Source organism: Notoacmeibacter sp. MSK16QG-6, from assembly GCF_024158145.1.
In the GTDB taxonomy this organism is placed as follows: domain Bacteria; phylum Pseudomonadota; class Alphaproteobacteria; order Rhizobiales; family Rhizobiaceae; genus Notoacmeibacter.
The window spans coordinates 1172238-1184813 of sequence record NZ_JAMYXM010000001.1 but is presented as its reverse complement, the minus strand read 5'-3'; the positions used below and the strand labels follow the sequence as shown (position 1 = coordinate 1184813).

Annotated in this window: 15 protein-coding genes and 1 pseudogene; 8 read left to right on the top strand and 8 right to left on the bottom strand. The window is 59.1% G+C overall.

Annotated elements, in window-relative coordinates; genetic code table 11:
- Positions 1-73: 73 nt before the first annotated feature.
- Positions 74-1075, bottom strand: a complete 1002-nt coding sequence (locus NIM86_RS05655) for an adenosine kinase (protein ID WP_253379866.1) — start codon at positions 1073-1075, stop codon at positions 74-76.
- 180 nt (positions 1076-1255) lie between these two features.
- Here NIM86_RS05655 and NIM86_RS05650 point away from each other — a divergent pair, with 180 nt between their 5' ends.
- Positions 1256-2002, top strand: a complete 747-nt coding sequence (locus tag NIM86_RS05650) for a sulfate transporter family protein (RefSeq protein WP_253379864.1) — start codon at positions 1256-1258, stop codon at positions 2000-2002.
- Positions 2003-2022: 20 nt separating this feature from the next.
- Here NIM86_RS05650 and nth (NIM86_RS05645) read toward each other — a convergent pair.
- Positions 2023-2766, bottom strand: a pseudogene (nth, locus tag NIM86_RS05645) (endonuclease III); the annotation flags it as partial.
- A 64-nt stretch (positions 2767-2830) separates the two neighbouring features.
- Here nth (NIM86_RS05645) and NIM86_RS05640 point away from each other — a divergent pair.
- The gene (locus tag NIM86_RS05640; protein WP_253379862.1) at positions 2831-3331 is read left to right on the top strand and encodes a DUF2244 domain-containing protein; all 501 of its coding nucleotides are present in this window, start codon (positions 2831-2833) and stop codon (positions 3329-3331) included.
- A gap of 43 nt (positions 3332-3374) precedes the next feature.
- On the opposite strand, the gene NIM86_RS05635 is transcribed toward NIM86_RS05640, so the two are convergent.
- Positions 3375-3662, bottom strand: a complete 288-nt coding sequence (locus NIM86_RS05635) for an integration host factor subunit beta (RefSeq protein ID WP_253379860.1) — start codon at positions 3660-3662, stop codon at positions 3375-3377.
- A gap of 44 nt (positions 3663-3706) precedes the next feature.
- Positions 3707-4678 carry a signal peptide peptidase SppA gene (sppA, locus tag NIM86_RS05630; RefSeq protein WP_253379858.1) on the bottom strand — a complete coding sequence of 324 codons (972 nt, stop codon included), beginning with the start codon at positions 4676-4678 and terminating at the stop codon, positions 3707-3709.
- A 136-nt stretch (positions 4679-4814) separates the two neighbouring features.
- Here sppA and NIM86_RS05625 point away from each other — a divergent pair, with 136 nt between their 5' ends.
- The 6 genes from NIM86_RS05625 (at position 4815) to ptsN (ending at position 9858) form a co-directional block, all read left to right on the top strand.
- Positions 4815-5519, top strand: a complete 705-nt coding sequence (locus tag NIM86_RS05625; RefSeq protein WP_253379856.1) for a hypothetical protein — start codon at positions 4815-4817, stop codon at positions 5517-5519.
- Complete coding sequence (locus NIM86_RS05620; RefSeq protein ID WP_253379855.1) at positions 5512-6090, top strand: LptA/OstA family protein; 579 nt, start codon at positions 5512-5514, stop codon at positions 6088-6090. The genes NIM86_RS05625 and NIM86_RS05620 overlap by 8 nt, the downstream gene beginning before the upstream one ends.
- Positions 6091-6106: 16 nt before the next feature.
- Complete coding sequence (lptB, locus tag NIM86_RS05615; RefSeq protein WP_253379853.1) at positions 6107-6907, top strand: LPS export ABC transporter ATP-binding protein; 801 nt, start codon at positions 6107-6109, stop codon at positions 6905-6907.
- A gap of 121 nt (positions 6908-7028) precedes the next feature.
- A complete protein-coding gene (gene rpoN / locus NIM86_RS05610) occupies positions 7029-8549 on the top strand; it encodes an RNA polymerase factor sigma-54 (protein WP_253379851.1) in 1521 nt (506 codons plus the stop codon).
- A gap of 201 nt (positions 8550-8750) precedes the next feature.
- Positions 8751-9329, top strand: coding sequence for a ribosome hibernation-promoting factor, HPF/YfiA family (gene hpf / locus NIM86_RS05605; RefSeq protein ID WP_253379849.1), 579 nt, complete (start codon positions 8751-8753; stop codon positions 9327-9329).
- A gap of 67 nt (positions 9330-9396) precedes the next feature.
- Positions 9397-9858: a PTS IIA-like nitrogen regulatory protein PtsN gene (gene ptsN, locus NIM86_RS05600; protein ID WP_253379847.1), complete on the top strand. Its 462-nt coding sequence runs from the start codon at positions 9397-9399 to the stop codon at positions 9856-9858.
- Between the two features lie 79 nt (positions 9859-9937).
- Here ptsN and NIM86_RS05595 read toward each other — a convergent pair whose 3' ends face one another.
- The 4 genes from NIM86_RS05595 to NIM86_RS05580 all read right to left on the bottom strand — a co-directional run bounded on the left by NIM86_RS05595 (position 9938) and on the right by NIM86_RS05580 (position 12498).
- Entirely contained in the window at positions 9938-10192 is a 255-nt protein-coding gene (locus NIM86_RS05595; protein ID WP_253379845.1) for a DUF1150 family protein, read from the bottom strand.
- Between the two features lie 123 nt (positions 10193-10315).
- Positions 10316-10741 carry an Hsp20 family protein gene (locus NIM86_RS05590; protein ID WP_253379843.1) on the bottom strand — a complete coding sequence of 142 codons (426 nt, stop codon included), beginning with the start codon at positions 10739-10741 and terminating at the stop codon, positions 10316-10318.
- Between the two features lie 139 nt (positions 10742-10880).
- Positions 10881-11564 carry an endonuclease III gene (nth, locus tag NIM86_RS05585; RefSeq protein ID WP_253379841.1) on the bottom strand — a complete coding sequence of 228 codons (684 nt, stop codon included), beginning with the start codon at positions 11562-11564 and terminating at the stop codon, positions 10881-10883.
- Between the two features lie 40 nt (positions 11565-11604).
- Positions 11605-12498 (bottom strand): bifunctional helix-turn-helix domain-containing protein/methylated-DNA--[protein]-cysteine S-methyltransferase, encoded by an 894-nt coding sequence (locus tag NIM86_RS05580; RefSeq protein ID WP_253380743.1) that lies wholly within the window; start codon positions 12496-12498, stop codon positions 11605-11607.
- Positions 12499-12576 lie beyond the last annotated feature (78 nt).

The following is a 12576-nucleotide window of genomic DNA, read 5'->3' as shown; positions in this document are numbered from 1 at the left end:
GACGTCCGGTCCTTTTTCGTCGGCGCGCGGCGAGATGAATTACTACCCCGTGCAGCGCTTTGTTGAACTTGCTCTAGAGTTTGCCGGCCTTCTGAGCCAGTTCAGCCAGGTTCACCGGCGGTCGTGGCCCCATCTGCTCGATGATGACGCCGGCGCAGAAATTGCCGAGCGACGCGCTCTCTTCGAGCGTTCTGCCATTGGTCAACCCATGCAGAAAACCGGCTGCATATAAATCGCCCGCGCCGGTCGTATCGCGGCGCACCGCGGCTTTGAAAGCCGGCACGTCGTAGCGCTTTCCGTCCTGAATGACGACCGAACCGATTGGACCGCGCGTGACGGTCGCAAGCATGCAATCCTTGCTGAGCTGATCGAGGGCGCTGTCGAAATTGTCGCTTTCGTAGAGAGACAGCAATTCGGTCTCATTGGCGAAGACAATGTCCACGGTTCGGCTGCGCAGCAGTTCCAGGAATTCCTCGCGATAGCGATCCACGCAGAAGGGATCTGACAGGCTGATGGCGACTTTCCGGCCATGCGCGTGGGCGATTTTCGCGGCTTTGCGGATCGCCGCTTTCGCCTGAGGCGGGTCCCAGAGATAGCCTTCGAAATAGGTGATATCGCAATCGCCGACGGTGCTTTCCCTGATATCTGCTTCCGTCAGTTCGGTGCAGGCGCCGAGATAGGTGTTCATGGATCGCTCGCCATCCGGCGTAACGAATATCATGCATCGCGCGGTGGGACTGCCTTGCTGCAACGGCTCTGTCTCGAACTTCGCGCCGAGCGCCCGGATATCGTGTTCGAAAATCGTACCGAGCTGATCGTCCGCCACCTTACCGATATAGGCGACCGATCCCCCAAGCGCGGCGATCGCCGCAGCCGTATTGCCGGCCGATCCTCCGCTCATCGTCTCCGATGGTCCCATGGCATCGTATAGCTGCGCCGAACGTTCCGCATCGACGAGGTTCATTGCACCTTTGACGATCTGATGTTCGTCGAGAAAGGCGTCGTCGCAGCGCGCCAGCATATCGACCATCGCATTGCCAATGCACAGCACGTGATGGGTGGGTCCGTTGCTCATACAGCTATCCGTCATGTGAAGGAAAATCGCTTCGCAATAGCGGCAGGGCGAGCGAAATGCAAAGCCTTCGCCCAAGGAAAGGCGATATAAGCGAGCCACATTCGCTTGAAGCTTACCCGGCAAAACCATATTTCGCTCCTGTCGCGTTTGTCACAAACCTTGCAGAGCGATTGACCTTTCATGATCCTCACCGCTACGACCGCCGCCTTTTTCCGTCTTTTCTCGCCGGAGTTTCGTGGTGTCTTTTTCAAGTCGATCGGCTTGACGCTACTGGCCCTGCTGATGGCTTGGTTCGGCTTGCGCGAACTGTTCGAGTGGGCCGCGCTTCCCTGGGTCGATGCGCTATGGGAAGGACAGACCCGATGGGAAGGTTGGCTTCAGGTAACAACGTCCATTCTGGCCGCGATTGTTTTTGCCATCGTGCTCGGGCTTTTGATCGCGCCGGCCAGCGCCATCGTCGCCTCGCTTTTTCTGGACGATGCCGCCGAGGTGATCGAACGGGAGGATTACCCGGCTGTCCAAGGCGGCAGGCCGGTGCCGATGGTCGCCGGTTTCTGGCTCAGCGTGAAATTTCTCGGCGTCGTTGTGATCGGCAATCTTCTGGCGCTGCTGCTTCTGCTGGTTCCCTTCGTCAATCTTTTCGCGTTCTTCGCGGTGAACGCCTATCTGCTCAGCCGGGAATTCTTCGAATTCGCCGCCCTGCGGTATCGCCCGGAGGCCGAGGCCAAGGCCTTTCGGCGACGGCACGGCATGACGGTTTTCCTGGCCGGGCTGCCCATTGCCGCCATGCTATCAGTGCCGCTTCTCAACCTGCTGACGCCGCTTTTCGCGGCGGCGCTGATGGTTCATCTGCATTTGAAGCTCAGTCGGCGCGATAGCGAATTTGCCCTGCCGGCCGCGGCGGCGCCAACGCCGCTTCCAGCCTGAAGATCACCCCCGAGCGGGTTCGCTGCGTTTGGAATTTCGATCAGTGGTGCAGGTATATCCGAGGTTTTCTCAGGAGCTTTGCAAAGATCGGCGATGATGCACGCATCGCAATCTGGCTTTCGGGCCTTGCACACATAGCGGCCATGCAGGATCAGCCAGTGATGCGCATGGTAGAGATAGTGATCCGGAATAACCGCTAGAAGGTTCTGTTCCACGGCATCGGGGGTTTTGCCAGGCGCCAGTTTCAGCCGGTTGGCAAGTCGAAAAATATGCGTGTCGACGGCCAAAGTCTTCTTGCCGAACGCCATGCTGAGCACGACATTCGCTGTCTTGCGTCCGACACCGGGCAGCGTCACTAGCTCTTCTCGCGTCTGCGGCACCTCGCCGCCAAAATCGTCGATCAACTTCTGCGAAAGCGCAATCACGTTCTTGGCTTTGTTGCGCCAGAGCCCGATCGTGCGGATGTGATCGCCCACGCCCGCTTCGCCGAGAGCGAGCATTTTTTCCGGCGTGTCAGCTATCGGAAAGAGCTTTGCCGTAGCGCGGTTTACACCGACATCCGTCGCCTGGGCCGACAAGGCGACAGCCACCACCAGCGTAAAGGGATTTGTATGAGCGAGTTCGCCCTTCGGTTCCGGCCGCTGGATGGAAAACCGCCGGAAGATTTCCTCGATCTCGGCCTTTGTATAGGCCGTTCGGCGGGGTCTACGCCTGGCTCCGCCCGCTGGTTTCGTCGCCGCTTTTATGCTTTTTTTGGCTGCCATGATGATCGCCTATAAAGCGCCGGCGGCGTGATCGAAAGACTTATCGGGAAGGTGCTGGGTCTTAATGACGGGCAATCACGAGGCTTTTCCGGACGATGCAACTGCGCCGATATTCGACGCGGTTCTGACGCCGCACCGCTCGCTTGGCCGGACCGGGTTTCTGGTTCTCATGGCCCTCGTCGCCATCTTATGGCTCGGCACAGGTCTTTATTTCCTGTCGATCGGTGCTTGGCCGATTCTCGGCTTTTTCGGTCTCGATCTGGTCATTCTCTATATCGCTTTCCGCTTGAACTATCGGGCGGCGCGGGCTCGCGAAGAAGTGACTGTCTGGCGGCACGATATCGAGGTGCGCCAATATGCGCCGTCAGGGCGCGTGGCGGAACACCGGTTCAACCCGTTCTGGACACGGTTCGCTGTGGAAAGAAAGCCCGATATCGGCATCACGGAAATGGCGTTGAAGGATCAGGCGCGGCATCTGCCTATCGGCCATTTTCTCAATCCCGACGACCGGGACAGCTTCGCCAGCGAGTTCGGCTATGCTCTCGCTGCGGCAAAGGGCCGATAGTTAGCCCAACAAGTATCGGATGCTGCGATGTCTGAAAGCGCAGCTATTTTTTGCTGGCGTTCAACCTTTCGCGCAACTCCTTTCCGGCCTTGAAGAACGGAACCCACTTCTCCTCGACATCGACGGTTTCGCCGGTCCTCGGATTGCGCCCGGTGCGCGCCGGGCGGTTCTTGACTGAAAAAGCGCCGAACCCGCGCAATTCCACGCGATTGCCCTCGATCAGGGCCTGCGAAATCTCCTCCAGGACCACATTGACGATACGGTCCACATCCCGCTGAAAAAGATGAGGGTTGCGATTGGCGATTGTCTGCACGAGTTCAGATTTTATCATGGTCGATGATACTCCTCCCGGTTGGCTGATGCACCGTGAGTCCCTTATCTTCCGGCTGCCGAAGGTTGCCAGAGAGCCATAACACCGTCAAGCATCAGCTTTTGCTTAAGCCATTGACCGATAAGGGGTAGCGGCAACCGATCCAGAAGATCGGCGGTGCTGCCGCCCGTCGAGCCGACCGGAATACCGAAAATCCGGTACTCCGCTTTCGGCTTCCATTCGACGATGGCGAGGTCTTTTGCTATCCCTTTGCTTTCAAGCCATTCGACGGCCGCATCCTCCCCGCCAAGCGCGTCGACCAGTTTGTTTTCCAATGCCTGGCGTCCCGAAAAGACCGAACCGTCGGCCAATGTGCGGGTCTCCCCGAGAGAGAGCGGCCTGCGTTCGGCAACCAGCGCAACGAACCACTCGTAAATATCGTCGACCACCTTTTGCAGGACCTCGCGTTCGGCTTGCGTGGTCGGATTGAACGGCGACGGTTCGGCCTTCAGAGGCGAGCTTTTTACCGCGTCCATCTCGATTCCGATCATATCGAGACCGCGCTCGACATTCGGATATTGCACAAGGACACCGATCGATCCAACGATTGAGCTCTGTCGCGCCACGATGTGATCGGCGGCTGCCGCGATCATGTAGCCGGCGGATGCGGCAAGCGTGCCGACTTGGGCGACCACCGGTTTTTTGATAGCGATCTTCCTGATCGCATCGTGGATCGCCTCACCGCCGACCGAGGTTCCGCCTGGCGAGTCGATGACGAGAACAACGCCTTTGACGCTATCGGTCGAGGCGATGCGGTCCAGTCTGTCGAGAAGATCGGTATCCTCAGTGATCGCGCCTTCGATCTTGACCTTCGCGATCTGCGAGGCGAGCGACATTTCATCGCCCGGTAAGCCGGCACGCCAGATAACCGCCCCGACTGCGATGAGGGCGAAGACGATAGCCGCAATCCGCCAGCGGCCGAGCTTTCGCCGCTGCTGACGTCGTGCGACAATCTCCTCGGCGTCTGTTGCGCTCATCTTCATTCTCCGCTTCTCGGTCGGGATATTTCCATTCAACTGGAGTGGAATCTGTGCGTTTTGCCAGAGATTCAAGTGCAGCCGATTTCCTGCTGCTGCTTGCCTTTGCCACTTTGTCAGGGCAGGAGAACATTCGATGAGCGATGCGCAGCAGACAATCGGGTCGAATACCGCCGAAACCATCAGGGACCGGGTCGATGAAGCCCGCCGTCACAGCCGTCGTGTGCGCCGTGTTCGCGATGCGCTGCTGTTCGGCGCTGGCGCTGTCTTGGCTTTCGGAGTCTTGGCGACGGTCCTGGCGACGCTTGCGATCCCTGTGCCTGAATTGGACAATGACGATGTGGAAGACGGTCGTGTCGTCATGGGGGCGCCGAAACTGGAAGGACGCAACAGCGCCGACCAGCCCTATAGCATCACCGCCGAGAGCGCCTTGCAATCGCCCGAAGATATGAATCGCCTTGAACTGCGCAACCTCTCGGGCGAATTGCCACTCGGCTCCAGCAGTCGTGTCGCCTTCGAATCCGATGCCGGCTTCTATGATGCGGAAAACCAGTATCTCGATTTTCTGGCGCCGCTCGATCTGGAAACGACGGCTGGCGAGACCGCCCATGTACAGGACGGGCGGATCGACCTGCTGGCGGGTAGCTTCGTGAGCGACAAGCCGGTAAGATTGACGACGAAGACAACCACGCTCACGGCTGACAGCGTCCGCATCGACAGTCAGAAACGAACGGTACTTTTCGAAGGTACGGTGCGAATGCGTCTTGTGCCAGACGATGTTAAGCCGGGGGAGCAGACGGTCAAAACGGATCCCTCTCTGAAGGAACCAGACAATGGATAAATCTGTGCGGGCCAATGTTCGCAACGGCTGCTTGGCAATCGCTATCATGGCGATGATGACTGCTCCGGCGATTGCGCAACAGCAGAGCCAGGACACCAATTTCAAGCTGGAGGGCGGTCAGCCCATTCAGATCGAGAGCGACCAGCTCGAAGTGTTCGACAAGGAAAACACGGCGGTTTTTACCGGCAATGTCTCCGTTACGCAGAAGCAGACGCAGATGCGGTCGAGCTTCATGAAGGTTTTCTACACGGACAGCGAGAAGGCCAGCGCCTCGAACGCCGGATCGGAGCCGTCTTCGACAGCAGGTCAGTCCTCGTCCGACATCGAACGGATCGAGGTGGGCGGCAAAGTCTACGTCAATTCCGGTACGCAGACCGCAACCGGCGATGAAGGCAGCTTCGATATGAAGTCGAACGTGTTGCGGCTGACCGGAAAGCAGGTTGTCCTGTCAGATGGCGACAATGTTCTGACGGGTTGCGTCCTGACAGTACAAACCGAGACCGGACGTGCAAAGCTGGACCCCTGCCGCGGCAGCCGCGTTCGCATGGTCATTTCTCCCGATAGCCAGTGAGGAACCGACCTCACCGATGAGATTTCCCAATTTCTCCCGCAGGGACAAGGCCGACACGTTCTACACGCCATCGGAAGACGATCAGAAGCGTCTGTCCGATACGCTGATCGCCCGGGCCGTCCACAAACGCTATGGCGGCCGGGAGGTCGTTTCCGGCGCATCGTTTGGCCTGCGCACGGGCGAGATTGTCGGTCTGCTCGGTCCGAACGGCGCCGGCAAGACCACCACCTTCTATATGGTGACCGGGCTGGTCCCGGTTGATGAAGGCTCCGTCGAGCTCGATGGCTACGACATTACCACCCTTCCCATGTACCGGCGGGCTCGTCTCGGTATCGGTTATCTGCCGCAGGAAGCATCGATTTTTCGCGGCCTGACCGTCGAAGACAATATTATGGGCGTGCTGGAGCTCGTTGAAGCGGACCGCCCGGCCCGGCAGGAGCGGTTAGATGAATTGCTGTCCGAATTCGGCATCGCCCATCTGCGCAAAAGCCAGGCCACTGCGCTGTCCGGTGGTGAACGGCGCCGCCTGGAAATCGCCCGTGCGCTTGCCAGCCGGCCACGCTTCATGCTTCTCGACGAGCCCTTTGCGGGCGTCGATCCCATCGCTGTCGCTGATATTCAGGAACTGGTCCGGCATCTGAAGGGGCGGGGCATCGGTGTTCTCATCACCGATCACAGCGTGCGCGAAATGCTTCATCTGATCGACCGCGCCTATATCATTCACGAAGGTACGGTGCTCACACACGGTACGCCGCAGCAGATTGTCGATAACCCGGAAGTGCGACGACTTTATCTAGGCGAGAATTTTACCCTTTAATCCGATTGTCGGGCGGCCTCGCTTGACAAGCAAGCCTCATGCCAGTTCAATCCGGCCTGCCACTCGCTACGGCAGAAGAGCGGGGCCACACCGCTCTCGGTGGTAGCAAGGGGTAGCGTCTATGAGTCTTTCCGCGCGTCTGCAATTGCGACAAAGCCAGTCTCTGGTCATGACTCCGCAATTGATGCAGTCGATCCGTCTTCTGCAGTTCGGTCAGGCCGAACTCGATCGCTTCATCGACGAGGAAATCGAACGCAATCCGCTACTCGAAAAGGGCGATAGCGCTAGCGGTGAGGACGCCTTTACCGGCGAAGAGCAGACGGGGCGAAAAGGAACCGAAAGCCGGGATATGATTGAGGGCGGCGCCGATAGCGCCGAGATAGCCTCGATCATGGATACCGACCTCCACAATGTTTTTCCTGACGATCCAGGCAGTACGCCAACGGTCTCTCCTGATCTTGCCGGACAATGGAAAAGTTCCGGTGGCGGCACGCCGACAATAGGCGGCGACACCGATGATCTGGACGCTTTCGCAGCCGCGCCCGTTACATTGAGCGATCGGATCGCCGAGCAGATCGCATTCTCTTTCAGAACCGCGGGCGACCGGCTGATCGCCGGCGAATTGGCCGATCTGCTCGATGAGTGCGGCTATCTGCGTGCGGAACTGGATGATGTCGCTTCACGCCTCGGTGCCGAGCGCGAGGATGTCGAGGCCGTTCTGGCCGTTTGCCAGCGGTTTGAACCGACCGGCATTTTCGCCCGGACGCTGGCGGAATGCCTTGCTGCCCAGCTTGCGGCAAAAGACCGATTGGATCCGGCGATGGCCGCCCTTGTCGACAATCTGGAGCTTCTGGCGCGTCGCGATTTTCAGGCGCTTCGGACGATCTGCGGCGTCGGCGAGGACGATCTGATCGATATGCTTGGGGAGATCAAGCGTCTGGACCCGCGCCCGGGCGCGCAGATGGGTCGGGTTTTCGCCGATGAGATCATACCGGATGTGCTGGTAACGCCGGCCTCCGATGGCTCCTGGCAGGTCGAACTGAATGGTGAAGCGCTGCCGCGCGTCCTGATCGATCAGGCTTACGTTGCCCGCGTCAGTCACTCCTCGTCGGACAAAGAGGAAAAGGCCTTCGTCTCAGAATGTCTGGCCAATGCGCAATGGCTGACCCGCAGTTTGGATCAGCGCGCTAAGACCATTCTCAAAGTGGCAAGTGAAATCATTCGTCGTCAGGACGCTTTCCTCATTCATGGCGTTTCCGAATTGCGTCCCCTCAATCTCAAGACCGTCGCCGACGCGATCGGCATGCATGAATCGACCGTTAGCCGCGTCACCAGCAACAAATATCTGCTGACGCCTCGCGGTACATTCGAGATGCGGTATTTCTTCACCGCAGCGCTCGCCGCGGTGGAAGGCGGTCAAAGCCATTCCGCGGAAGCCGTACGTCACCGCATACGCCAACTCGTCGAAAGCGAAACGGCCAGTGCGGTTTTTTCCGACGACCAGATTGTCGGGCGTCTGCAGAAAGAAGGGATCGATATCGCTCGCCGGACAGTCGCGAAATATCGTGAGGCGATGAATATTCCGTCCTCCGTTCAGCGTCGGCGGGAAAAGAAGGCGCTTGCACAGGCGGCGACCCTTTAGGCGACGACACCTTTTTCTCTGGAAAGCTTGACTTCCGGGACGCACACCAATATGCCGCCCGCCCATCGGCACGATGGTGCCAGACCGCCATCAGACTCAGCCACCCATGATCTGGTCGCCGATGTCAACGCCTTGTGCGGTCGCTTCGGAAGAGTAGATTCTCTTACCTGTACGATGTGATTTCTAGCGAGGATTTCGTTCATGACCCTGCGCATTTCCGGCAAACATATGGATATTGGCGAATCCTTCCGCACACGGATCGATGACCGGATATCCGAGGCTCTCGAAAAATATTTCGATGGCGGTTTTTCCGGCAATGTGGTGGTTGAGAAATCCGGCAGCGGTTTCGAGACCGACATCAGAATTCACCTGGACACCAGCATGGTCTTTCAGGCTCGCGCCAACGGGCATGACGCACAGGCGTCGTTCGATGCGGCGGCCGATAAGGTCGAGAAGCGACTTCGCCGCTACAAGCGCAAGCTCAAGAGCCATCGCGAAAACGGTCAGGATCAGGCCTTCGATGCGGCCTATCGGATCATGAGCGCGGTGCCCGAGGAAGAAGAAGAGGTGGCCGAGGACTACGCGCCTGCCATCGTCGCTGAATCCTCCATGTCGCTGCGCGTGATGAGCGTGGCTAACGCGGTGGTCGAATTGGATACCAAGGACAGCCCGGTCTTCGTGTTTCGCAATGCATCCAGTGACCATGTGAATGTGGTCTACCGGCGGGAAGACGGAAATATCGGCTGGATCGATCCGGCCGGAATCGCACCCGGCAACTGATCGTCGGCGAAAATCACAGGGTCCGCAGCGTCGCGCCGGTGCGCGACCGCGAACCGAGAGGGGCAGGATGGAACTATCCGATCTGCTAAGCGCCCGGGCGATTATGCCGGCGCTGAGAGCCAAATCGAAGAAACAGCTTTTGCAGCTCATGGCAGGCCGCGCGGCGGAACTGACCGGGCTGCCCGAGCGCGATATTTTCGATACCGTTCTGCAGCGGGAGCGCCTCGGCTCCACCGGTGCCGGGAACGGTCTGGCGATCCCGCATGGCAAACTGACCAGTCTCGACCGTCTGCAAGGTGTCTTCGCGACTGTCGATCAGCCGGTTGAGTTCGATGCAATCGATGAACAGCCAGTCGATATCGCTTTCATGCTTCTGGCGCCGGAAGATGCCGGTGCAGATCATTTGAAGGCGCTGTCGCGCATCGCACGGGTTCTGCGGCGATCGGACACGATGAAGCAGGTCCGCGGAATGCACGATGCTGCGGCGATCTATGAAATTCTGACATCATCCGCTCAGGAAGCCGCGTAAAGCGGATCAGTCCCGTAAAAACAAAAGGCCGCACCGGTGGTTCGCCGGCGCGGCCTTATCTATCGTTCCCGGCCCCGCTTTAGTGAAGCGTGACAGCCATCAATTCTTTTTCACTCGCCGCAGCAAGCGCCGTCGACCGCTCGTCGGTCAACAGAATGGGTGCGCCGTCCGCTGCGAAAAGCGCCCATACGTCGATGCCGGAAGGCATTTCGGCGACGCCAGGCCAGGCCGCCATGAAATCGTCGGACGAAATCTTGCGGATATAGCCGATTGCGCCTTCGCCCAGATGGGCGAATTGTTCGGTGGAAACATTTGCGTTCTGCGTGTCAGTCATGGTCAGCCTCCTGCTGAGTACGACCTCCCTTTGCAAGGTCCAATCGTCCTCTTGAGCCGTTAATGAAAGGTAACGATTTTCTCGAATCTGTCTCAGATCGGATCGCAATCCGATACCAAACAGCTAGTCTACCGTCCGAATATCGATTTTCTTAACCAGCCGCTGGGGCTCCGGTCGGTCCAGATCGATCGACAATAGGCCGTTCTTCAACTCGGCGCTCAGCACTCTCATCCCGTCCGCCAGCACGAAATTTTTCTGAAACTGGCGAGCCGCAATGCCGCGATGAATGAAATCGCGCTCCGGTTCGTCGCTCTGCTGGCCGCGCACGATCAATTGGTTCTCTTCGGTCGTGACCTCGAGATCGCTCTCCTGAAAACCCGCTACCGCGAGGGTGATCCGAAGCCGGACCGTCGTGCCGTCATCGTCGCGAATGCGTTCGATATTGTAGGGCGGATAGCCATCGGCGGATTTCGCAAGCCGCTCAATGGTCTTTTCCATCTGTTCGAAGCCCAGGAAAAGCGGGCTGGAGAACGGTGTCATCCGTGTCATCGTCGTGTGTCCTCGATTGAGCGACATGGTTGTTCGGCCCGCCCATTTCGGCGCGGCGCCGCTTCTTCATAGATATGGGATGGCGAAAGAGCCGATGCAAGCTGTTGAACTGCCGGCGCCTTTCGGCATCGTTGAGCAATCAGACGGTCCGGCGCGCCAAGCAATGGCTTTCGATAGGGCAGGTCGCGCATTTCGGCGCGCGCGACGTGCACGTCCGCTTGCCATGCTGGATGAGCCAGAAATGCCCTTCGTCCAGTGCCCAGTCTGGCGCTCGTCCCGCCAGATTTTCGGCCACCTTCTCCGCGTTGGAGCCTTGGGCGAGGCCCGTTCGCCGGCAAACCCGCTCCACATGAGTATCGACGGCGATAACCGCCTCATCGAAAACGAAGTGCATGACGATATCGGCACATTTGCGCCCGATACCCGGCAGACGCATCAGTTCGGCGCGGCTGCGGGGCACCGACCCGTCGAATTGCTCAAGTAACGTTTCGCAGAAGGCGCGAATGCGTCTGGTCTTCAGATTATAAAGACCGGCGGGGCGGATCGCTTCCCGTATTTCGTCGTCTTCGAGCGCTAGGACCGCCTCCGGCGTGTCGGCAAGTGCGAATAGCGCTTCCGTCGCTCTGGCGGTATTGGCGTCGCGGCTCTGCGCTGAGAGAAGACATGCGATTGCCGAGCGAAACGGCGTTCGTTGGCCCTTGGGGCCTTTCGCCGTTTGGGTTCGGCCTGGCAGATTTTCGCTGAGCAGCCGGAAAACCGTTTTGACCTCGTTCGGATCGAGCAATTGTCCATGCTGTTCATCGATTGCGATTTTGTCGGCCATGGCGATTATCTGGCGCGACAGACACCTTGGAAAAGGCGGTTTATCCGTCTCGCGACGACAGGCCCGCTTCCCAACCCAAAATGGCGCGTTTGCGCGTCAGACCCCAATGATACCCTGTCAGCTTGCCGCCTGCGCCTAGCGCGCGGTGGCAGGGCACCACGAATGATATGGGATTGGCCCCGACCGCCGCGCCAACGGCGCGGGCTGCCTTTTTATCGCCGAGCGATTGTGCGATCGCGCCGTAGGTGGTTCCGCGCCCCGGTTTGAGACGAAGAAGCTGTTCCCATACACGCACCCGGAAATCGGAGCCGATCAGGACGATTCTGAGCGGCCGGTCGGCCTGCCATTCGGCTGGATCGAAGATGCGCCGCACATAGGGTTCGGTCACTGCCGGATCGTGATGATAATCTGCGTCGGGCCAGCGCCGCGTCATGTCATCGAATGTCGCCGGATCGTCAATCTCGTCGGCAAAAGCAAGTCCGCAGAGACCGCGATCCGTTGCCATCAAAAGAGCGGGTCCGAACGGGCTGCCATGCCAGCCATAGGTGATTTTGAGGCCGGCCCCCTTCGCTTTCCATTCGCCGGGACTCATCGCCTCATGTGTGACGAAGAGGTCGTGCAGCCGACCTGGCGAGGAAAGACCGAGTTCCAGGCTGGCATCCAGCAGGTCGGCGCCATCGACGAGCAAACGGCGTGCATGGTCAAGCGTGACGGCCTGAAGGAATGCCTTAGGAGTCAGCCCGGCCCAGCGGCGGAACAGGCGGATGAGGCCGTCCGGACTCTGGCCCGTCAGACCAGCCAGTTCGCTGAGGCTCGGCTGATCGCGATGCCGTTCGCTGATATGACCGATCACCTTCTCGATGATGGAGAAGTCGGACGAACCGGTGGGCGCGGCCGGCATGGTGCTGTCGAGATCGAGTGCGGCAATGTTCATGGTCGTTTGCGCCATTTCTGATTTCCTTGTTGCCAGCATCGCAGAAAGAGCAATCGCCCGGCCACCCGATTTTCGCAG

Coding starts and splice junctions, on each gene's coding strand:
- NIM86_RS05635 (WP_253379860.1), bottom strand. CDS start 3,662: ATGATAAAATCTGAACTCGTGCAGACAATCGCCAATCGCAACCCTCAT.
- NIM86_RS05625 (WP_253379856.1), top strand. CDS start 4,815: ATGAGCGATGCGCAGCAGACAATCGGGTCGAATACCGCCGAAACCATC.
- sppA (WP_253379858.1), bottom strand. CDS start 4,678: ATGAGCGCAACAGACGCCGAGGAGATTGTCGCACGACGTCAGCAGCGG.
- NIM86_RS05590 (WP_253379843.1), bottom strand. CDS start 10,741: ATGACACGGATGACACCGTTCTCCAGCCCGCTTTTCCTGGGCTTCGAA.
- rpoN (WP_253379851.1), top strand. CDS start 7,029: ATGAGTCTTTCCGCGCGTCTGCAATTGCGACAAAGCCAGTCTCTGGTC.
- hpf (WP_253379849.1), top strand. CDS start 8,751: ATGACCCTGCGCATTTCCGGCAAACATATGGATATTGGCGAATCCTTC.
- lptB (WP_253379853.1), top strand. CDS start 6,107: ATGAGATTTCCCAATTTCTCCCGCAGGGACAAGGCCGACACGTTCTAC.
- NIM86_RS05595 (WP_253379845.1), bottom strand. CDS start 10,192: ATGACTGACACGCAGAACGCAAATGTTTCCACCGAACAATTCGCCCAT.
- NIM86_RS05620 (WP_253379855.1), top strand. CDS start 5,512: ATGGATAAATCTGTGCGGGCCAATGTTCGCAACGGCTGCTTGGCAATC.
- NIM86_RS05640 (WP_253379862.1), top strand. CDS start 2,831: ATGACGGGCAATCACGAGGCTTTTCCGGACGATGCAACTGCGCCGATA.
- NIM86_RS05580 (WP_253380743.1), bottom strand. CDS start 12,498: ATGAACATTGCCGCACTCGATCTCGACAGCACCATGCCGGCCGCGCCC.
- NIM86_RS05655 (WP_253379866.1), bottom strand. CDS start 1,075: ATGAGCAACGGACCCACCCATCACGTGCTGTGCATTGGCAATGCGATG.
- ptsN (WP_253379847.1), top strand. CDS start 9,397: ATGGAACTATCCGATCTGCTAAGCGCCCGGGCGATTATGCCGGCGCTG.
- nth (WP_253379841.1), bottom strand. CDS start 11,564: ATGGCCGACAAAATCGCAATCGATGAACAGCATGGACAATTGCTCGAT.
- NIM86_RS05650 (WP_253379864.1), top strand. CDS start 1,256: ATGATCCTCACCGCTACGACCGCCGCCTTTTTCCGTCTTTTCTCGCCG.